Below are 6,969 nucleotides of genomic sequence, written 5' to 3'. Positions count from 1 at the left end.
CGTCCCGAGCTGCCGCTGGCGGCGACTGCCGGCGGCAGCTCGGGACGCCGTCGGCGGGGGACGGGCGGGGCCAGGCCGGTGAGCGCCTTGACCCTGGGCAGCAGGTGCGCCAGCACCATCTTCTGGACGGCGACCGCGGTGCGTGGCTCGGCGGGACCCGTCACGTAGTCGGCGATCCCGGCGTCGAGCGCCTCGACCGTGGTCCGGGTCCCGGCGTCGGTCGGGCTCGCGACGAGGACGACGACGACCGAGGGGTGCGTGCTCCGCAGCGCCTTGACCGTCCGCACGAGGTCGCCGTCGTTGACCTCGCTGTCGAGGGTGACGACGTCCGGCTTGAGCGTCGCGGTCTTCGCGAAGGCCATCGGCCCGGTGTCCGCGGTGCCGACGACCTCGACCCCGGGGTCGGTCGCGAGCGTCTCCGCGGTCGCCGTCCGGGCCGTCCGGGAGCCGTCCACGACGAGCACCCGGATCACGTGCACCGCTGACTCCGCATCTGGACGTCGGCCGACGGCGGGACGGTGCGTCCTCGCCTCCTCTGCCATCGACCACCGGGCCCGCGAGGCTTAGCCCGTCGGGGTGACGAAATCAGGGGTGACGCAGCGGTGCCCCGCAGGACGAGGTCCTGCGGGGCACCGCTGTCGAGCAGGTGCTCGGACGGGTCGGTCAGGTCGGCGTCAGCCGAGACCGCCCGGCACGAACGGCGCGATCGGAGCCGGCTTGGCGCCAGAACGCGTGGACGGCGTCGCCTTCGAGGACGGCATCGGTGCCTGCGGGGAGACCCCCTGCACCTTGGCCGCCGCCGGCGGCGCCAGCGGGTCCGCGAACGGCTGCGGACCCACGCAGAGCGTGCCCCGCGCCGGCAGCGCACCCGTGAGCAGGTACTTGTCGACGCCGGCGGTGACGCACTCCGACGTGCCGTACGCGGTGTGCCCGAAGCTGTCGCTGCTCAGCAGGCGGCTGTTCGGCAGCAGCTTGGACGCCGCCACGGCGCCGGCGTAGTTCGTCGCCGGGTCGTAGAAGTTGCCGACGACGAGCACCGGCTTGACGGTGCGCCGCGTGAACGGCCCGGCGTACCGGTCCTCGTCCTGCGCGGTCCACGTGTTCGACGCGCACTGGGCCGAGCCCCAGGTCCACAGCGGACCGAAGCCGGGCGCCTTCTTCGCGGCCGCCGCCGAGTAGGCCGGCCAGTTGGCCGCGCTCTTCGGGTTGAGGCCGTCCGTGCACAGGACCGCGGCGAACGCCTCGGGCGAGTTGTCGTACGGGAAGGCGTAGCCACCGAACGCCTTGCGCTGCGCCGCCGTGACCTTGGCCTGCTTCGACTTCGCGGCCTTGGCCTTGACCGCACGCAGGGTCTTGACCGCCGCCGCCCGCTGCTCGACCGTCGCGTCGGGCAGGGTGCCCGTCACGGCCGCCGTGAGGAAGAAGTCGACGTCGGCGTAGCCGAAGAACGGGTCGTAGAGCGAGCTGAGCAGGATCCCGTAGATGTCGGCGTAGGTGAAGACGAACGGGTTCGTCGGGTCGAGCGGGTCGACGATCTCGATGGGCGCCTTCTTCGCCTTCGCGACGAGCTTGTCGAACTCGGCCTGCGGGTCGCCGACGCCGGCGAGTGCGCAGTAGTCCGGGCCGGCCTTGTCGCAGCGGGCGAGGATCTCGTGGAGCGCCTTGTCGGCACCCTCACCGGACTTGATCCGCGCCGTCTGCGGCACGCCGGCGGTCTTCGGGGTGCCGGCCCAGCCGACGGGGTCGAGGACGCCGTCGATGACGACCGAGCGCACCCGGTCCGGGAACATGTTCGCGTAGGCCTGGCCGAGGTAGGTGCCGTAGGAGAAGCCGAGGAAGTTCAGCTTCTTGTCGCCGACGGCGCGGCGAAGGACGTCCATGTCACGCGCGACCTCGGCGGTCGACATGGAGGCCGACAGCGGCCGGCCGGTCGTCGAGCACGCCTTGCCCCACGCCTTGGCGGACTTCACCGCGGCGGCGTTCTCCTTGTTGCCGACCGGGAAGGCGATGTTCAGGCCGGCGAGGTCCTTGCTCTGCGCGGCGATGTTCGGCCAGCAGCGCACGTTGTCGCTGAAGTTCGTGCCGCGCGGGTCGAACCCGACGACGTCGAACCGGTCGAGCAGCGCCGGGCTGAGGAAGAACGGCGCGGCGGCGGCGATCTGGACGCCCGAGCCGCCCGGCCCGCCGGGGTTGAGGAACAGGGTGCCGATCTTCTGCTTCGGCTTCGCGGCCTTGATCCGCAGGAGCGCGACGTCGGTCGTCGCACCCTTCGGCTTGTCGTAGTCGAGCGGCAGGGTGGCCGTGGAGCACTCGGCACCCGGCGACCCGAAGATCGCCTCGCAGTCGAACCAGGCGAGCTTCGGCGCCTTCACCCGGTCGACCCGGGTCGCCTCCTTCGCGCTGGTGCGGTCGTAGCCCGAGGCGGCGGAGGCAGGGCTCCCGAGGCCGAGGACAGGGACGGTGGTCGCCGCAGCGACCACCAGGGCGAGCCCGGTACGGGCTCGTCGAGTAGTACGCATCGTTCCCCCAAGCACGGCGTCCGAGCAGCACCCCTCGCGCTGCGTTCCGGATCGCCGACGTCAACATCACGGGTGACGCACTGTGCCCGCAACCGGTTGCGCGCAATCTCCACAGAAATCCGTCTGCAGGGGGATACCCGGTCCCACCTTGTGGGTACACGGGCCCCCTCGGAGGGGGGTAGCGCTACTCATCCGGCCCTCGGACGGGACCGTCAGACCGCCATGTCGACGAACCGTGAGTAGTGCCCCTGGAACGCAACGGTGATGGTGTCCGTCGGGCCGTTGCGGTGCTTGGCGACGATGATGTCGGCCTCGCCGGCACGCGGGGACTCCTTGTCGTACATGTCCTCGCGGTGGAGCAGGATGACCATGTCGGCGTCCTGCTCGATGGAGCCCGACTCACGCAGGTCGCTGACCATCGGGCGCTTGTCGGTCCGCTGCTCCGGGCCACGGTTCAGCTGGCTGAGCGCGATGACCGGCACCTCGAGCTCCTTCGCGAGGAGCTTGATGGCGCGGGAGAACTCGGAGACCTCCTGCTGCCGGGACTCGACCTTCTTGCCGGACGACATGAGCTGCAGGTAGTCGAGCACGACGAGCTTGAGGTCGTGCTTCTGCTTGAGCCGGCGGGCCTTGGAGCGGATCTCCATCATCGTGAGGTTCGGGCTGTCGTCGATGAAGAGCGGCGCCTCGCTCACCTCGCCCATCGTGCGGGCCAGCCTGGTCCAGTCCTCCTCGCGCATGGTGCCCTTGCGCATGTTCTGCAGCGGGATCCGGGCCTCCGCGGAGAGCAGCCGCATGGTGATCTCGTTCTTGCTCATCTCCAGGCTGAAGATCACCGAGCACATGTTGTGGTGGATCGCCGCGCTGCGGACGAAGTCGAGCCCGATCGTCGACTTGCCGACGGCGGGGCGGGCGGCGATGACGATCATCTGCCCGCCGTGCAGGCCGTTCGTCAGCCGGTCCAGGTCGGCGAAGCCGGTCGGCACCCCGGTGAGGCCGTCCCCGCGGTGGCTCGAGGCCTCGATCTCGTCGATCGCGCCCTCGATGATCTCGCCGAGGACCTGGTAGTCCTCCTTCTGGGTGCGCTCGGTGACCTGGTAGATCTCCGCCTGCGCGGTGTTGACGATCTCCTCGACGTCGCCGCCCTCGGCCGCGTAGCCGAGCTGGACGATCTTGGTGCCCGCGGCGACGAGGCGGCGCAGGATGGCCCGCTCGTGGACGATCTTCGCGTAGTAGCCGGCGTTGGCCGCGGTCGGCACCGAGGAGATGAGCGTGTGGAGGTAGGCGTGGCCGCCGATCCGGCCGAGCTCGCCGCGCCGGGTCAGCTCGGCGGCGACCGTCACGGCGTCGGCGGGCTCGCCGCGGGAGTAGAGGTCGGTGATGGCCTCGAAGACCGTCTCGTGCGCGGGGCGGTAGAAGTCCATGGAGCGCAGCTGCTCGACGACGTCCGCGATCGCGTCCTTCGACAGCATCATGCCGCCGAGGACGCTCTGCTCCGCCGAGATGTCCTGCGGCGGCGTGCGGCCGTAGTCCTCCGAAGGTGCCCGCCCGGGCATGTCGAGGTCAGCGAGAGACACGCAACCTTCTTTCCGCACCAGCCGGCACGACCGGACCCCTGCTGCACCGCCGGACGGCGGTGCACCGGACAGATCTACCTTGCGCCACCGACAAGTCGGCGACCCCCTGCGACACGCCCCGCCGCCGGCCGGCGCGGGAGGTGCGCACCGCAACCTAGGCCCTCCGCGGCCGCGTCCCAAGCGGCTCCGGGTGCCACCTGTGGACGACGCCGGGCATGTCTGTGGACGACAGGTGGACAACCTGGGGGTTAGGTCCACACCTTGTGGACAACCCTGTTGACCGAGGCCTCTGATCACGTGGTCACACACCCGTTGACCTGCAAGGACGCGATCCACGGCCTGTGGAGGAAAACTTCTTCGCGAACTGCTCCGCGCGGTCGGGCGTGTTGCCGACCGGGCGTGTCGGACGACGCCCGGAGAGTCCCCGGACACCTCGTGGTGGCCGGTGCGTACCGTGCCCTGTGGAGAACGGGCGGTCACGCCCGACGCATCGGGAGCGGGTGACGGATGGCCGGCGGACAGGCACCGGGGCGGGACGTCGCCGACGCCCGCCGCATCCTCGGCCTCGCCGTCCCGGCCTTCGGCGCCCTCGTCGCCGAGCCGCTGTTCCTCCTCGCCGACTCCGCGATCGTCGGCCGGCTCGGCACCGTCCCGCTCGCCGGGCTGGGCATCGCCGGTGCCGTGCTCTCGACCGCGGTGAGCGTCTTCGTCTTCCTCGCGTACGGGACGACGGCGGCGGTCGCCCGCCGGGTGGGGGCCGGGGACCTGCGGGCCGCGCTGACCCAGGGTGTCGACGGGATGTGGCTCGGCGCGATCCTCGGCGTGACGACGGCCGCCCTGGCGTGGCCCGCCGCGCCCTGGCTCGTCGGTCTCTTCGGCGCGACCCCCGAGGTCGCCGCCCAGGCCGTCGACTACCTGCGCTGGTCGCTGCCCGGCGTGCCCGCGATGCTCGTCGTGCTCGCCGCGACCGGGGTGCTCCGCGGCCTGCAGGACACCCGGACGCCGCTCGCGGTGGCGTCCGCGGGCGCCGTCGTCAACGCCGTCCTCAACGTCCTGCTCGTGCACGGCCTGGGCCTGGGGATCGCCGGGTCGGGGGCCGGGACGGCGCTCACCCAGATCGCGATGGCGGTGGCCACCGGGGTGGTCGTCGTCCGCGGCGCCCGGCGGCACGCGGCGACCCTGCGCCCGGACCGGGCGGGCATCCTCGCCTCCGGGCGCGCCGGCGTCCCGCTGCTCGTGCGGACCCTCGCGCTGCGCGGGGCCTTCCTCGTGACGACGTACGCCGCGACCGCGAAGGGGCCCGACGCGTTGGCCGCGCACCAGGTCGCGATGAACGTGTGGTTCCTCCTCGCGCTCGCCCTCGACGCCCTGGCGATCGCCGCGCAGGCGCTCACCGGCGTCGCGCTCGGGGCCGGCGACGCCGCCGGCGCCCGCGCGGCGACCCGCCGGATGGTCCGCTGGGGGCTGTGGGGCGGGGTCGTCCTCGGCCTCGTGCTGCTCGCCGTCCGACCGCTCCTGCCGCCGCTGTTCGCCCTCGAGCCCGGGGCGCGGGACGCCTTCCTCGCGGTCCTCGTCGTCGCGGCCGTGACCCAGCCGTTGTCGGGGTACGTGTTCGTCCTCGACGGGGTGCTCATCGGCGCCGGCGACGGGCGCTACCTCGCCGTGGTCGGGGTCGTCCAGCTCGTGATCTACGCCCCGCTCGCCCTCGTGGTGACGCTGCGGGCCCCGGAGGGCACCCCGGGGCTGGTCGCCCTATGGGTCACGTTCACGTGCGGCTACATGGTCGCCCGGTGCGTGTTCCTCGGGCTGCGCACCCGGACCGACGCGTGGCTGGTCACGGGCGCGACCCGCTGACGCACGCAGAAGGGTCCGACCTCCGTGGAGGTCGGACCCTTCGTGATGACGCGTGGTGCCTCAGGTGCGGCCGGGGGCTGGTGTCAGCCCGCGACGACCTGGAGCTGGACCTTCGCCTGGACCTCCGGGTGGAGGCGGACGAGGACCGTGTAGTCACCGGTCGACTTGATCGGCTGGTTGACCTCGACCTTGCGCTTGTCGACCTGCGGGCCGCCGACGGCGATGACCGCGTCCGCGACGGCGGCCGGCGTCACGGCGCCGAAGAGGCGACCGTTCGTGCCGGCCCGGACCGCCAGCTTGACCGGCTTGCCCTCGAGCTGGGCGCGGACGAGCTGCGCCTCCTCGAGGGTGGCGATCTCACGGGCGGACCGTGCCTTGCGGATGCTCGCGATCTGCTTCTCGGCGCCCTTGGTCCACGGGGTCGCGAGACCGCGCGGGACGAGGTAGTTCCGGCCGTAGCCGTCCTTGACCTCGACGACGTCGCCCGGGGTCCCGAGACCGGTGACCTCCTGCGTGAGGATGAGCTTCATGAGTTCGTCCCCCTGCCTCAGCGAGCCGAGCTCGAGTACGGGAGCAGAGCCATCTCGCGGGCGTTCTTCACGGCCTTCGCGATCTCGCGCTGCTGCTGCACCGAGACACCGGTGACGCGGCGGGCGCGGATCTTGCCGCGGTCGGAGATGAACTTGCGCAGGAGGTTGGTGTCCTTGTAGTCCACCTTCTCCACGCCCGCGGTCTTGAGCGGGTTCTGCTTCTTCTTGGGCTTGCGAATGGGTGGCTTCGCCATCGTGGTGCTCCTCCTCAGGAGCCCGGGCCCTGCCCGGGATGGTCGGTGGCCGGGGCGGGCCCCGGCCGGGATCTGCTACTGGTCAGTTCCGTCGCGTGACGGTCAGAACGGGGGCTCGTCCTGCGAGCCGCCGAAACCGCCGCCACCGCCTCCGCCCGACGGGCCGGTCGCCCACGGGTCGTCCGCCGGCGCCTGGGAGCCGCCGCCACCGGAGTAGCCGCCACCCCCGCCGCCA

General features: G+C 72.1%; 6 protein-coding genes and 1 pseudogene. 1 reads left to right on the top strand and 6 read right to left on the bottom strand.

All coding sequences use genetic code 11. The features are described from left to right. The 3 genes from ECOMGDLI_RS25655 to dnaB form a co-directional block, all read right to left on the bottom strand. A partial coding sequence (locus tag ECOMGDLI_RS25655; protein WP_158221157.1) for a response regulator occupies nucleotides 1-479 on the bottom strand: 479 nt, incomplete at its 3' end. A gap of 195 nt (nucleotides 480-674) precedes the next feature. Further along, nucleotides 675-2,480: an alpha/beta hydrolase gene (locus tag ECOMGDLI_RS25650; RefSeq protein ID WP_198955178.1), complete on the bottom strand. Its 1,806-nt coding sequence runs from the start codon at nucleotides 2,478-2,480 to the stop codon at nucleotides 675-677. A gap of 251 nt (nucleotides 2,481-2,731) precedes the next feature. Then, entirely contained in the window at nucleotides 2,732-4,075 is a 1,344-nt protein-coding gene (dnaB, locus tag ECOMGDLI_RS25645; RefSeq protein WP_088288654.1) for a replicative DNA helicase, read from the bottom strand. A gap of 528 nt (nucleotides 4,076-4,603) precedes the next feature. On the opposite strand from dnaB, the gene ECOMGDLI_RS25640 reads away from it, so the two are divergent. Then, nucleotides 4,604-5,950: an MATE family efflux transporter gene (locus ECOMGDLI_RS25640; RefSeq protein WP_143447938.1), complete on the top strand. Its 1,347-nt coding sequence runs from the start codon at nucleotides 4,604-4,606 to the stop codon at nucleotides 5,948-5,950. Nucleotides 5,951-6,033: 83 nt separating this feature from the next. Here ECOMGDLI_RS25640 and rplI read toward each other — a convergent pair whose 3' ends face one another. The 3 genes and pseudogenes from rplI to ECOMGDLI_RS37005 all read right to left on the bottom strand — a co-directional run. After that, nucleotides 6,034-6,480 (bottom strand): 50S ribosomal protein L9, encoded by a 447-nt coding sequence (gene rplI, locus ECOMGDLI_RS25635; RefSeq protein WP_088319685.1) that lies wholly within the window; start codon nucleotides 6,478-6,480, stop codon nucleotides 6,034-6,036. A gap of 17 nt (nucleotides 6,481-6,497) precedes the next feature. Continuing rightward, entirely contained in the window at nucleotides 6,498-6,734 is a 237-nt protein-coding gene (rpsR, locus tag ECOMGDLI_RS25630; protein WP_088288651.1) for a 30S ribosomal protein S18, read from the bottom strand. Between the two features lie 102 nt (nucleotides 6,735-6,836). Next, nucleotides 6,837-6,969 (bottom strand): annotated as a pseudogene (locus ECOMGDLI_RS37005) (single-stranded DNA-binding protein); the annotation flags it as partial.

This window comes from Kineosporia sp. R_H_3, assembly GCF_002198675.1.
GTDB lineage: Bacteria > Actinomycetota > Actinomycetes > Actinomycetales > Kineosporiaceae > R-H-3.
Note: the sequence above shows the minus strand (reverse complement) of the source record. Positions and strands in the feature narration are given on the sequence as shown.

Excerpts from the sequence above, each read along its gene's own strand:
- dnaB (WP_088288654.1), bottom strand. The coding sequence starts at position 4,075 with ATGCCCGGGCGGGCACCTTCGGAGGACTACGGCCGCACGCCGCCGCAG.
- ECOMGDLI_RS25640 (WP_143447938.1), top strand. The coding sequence starts at position 4,604 with ATGGCCGGCGGACAGGCACCGGGGCGGGACGTCGCCGACGCCCGCCGC.
- rplI (WP_088319685.1), bottom strand. The coding sequence starts at position 6,480 with ATGAAGCTCATCCTCACGCAGGAGGTCACCGGTCTCGGGACCCCGGGC.
- rpsR (WP_088288651.1), bottom strand. The coding sequence starts at position 6,734 with ATGGCGAAGCCACCCATTCGCAAGCCCAAGAAGAAGCAGAACCCGCTC.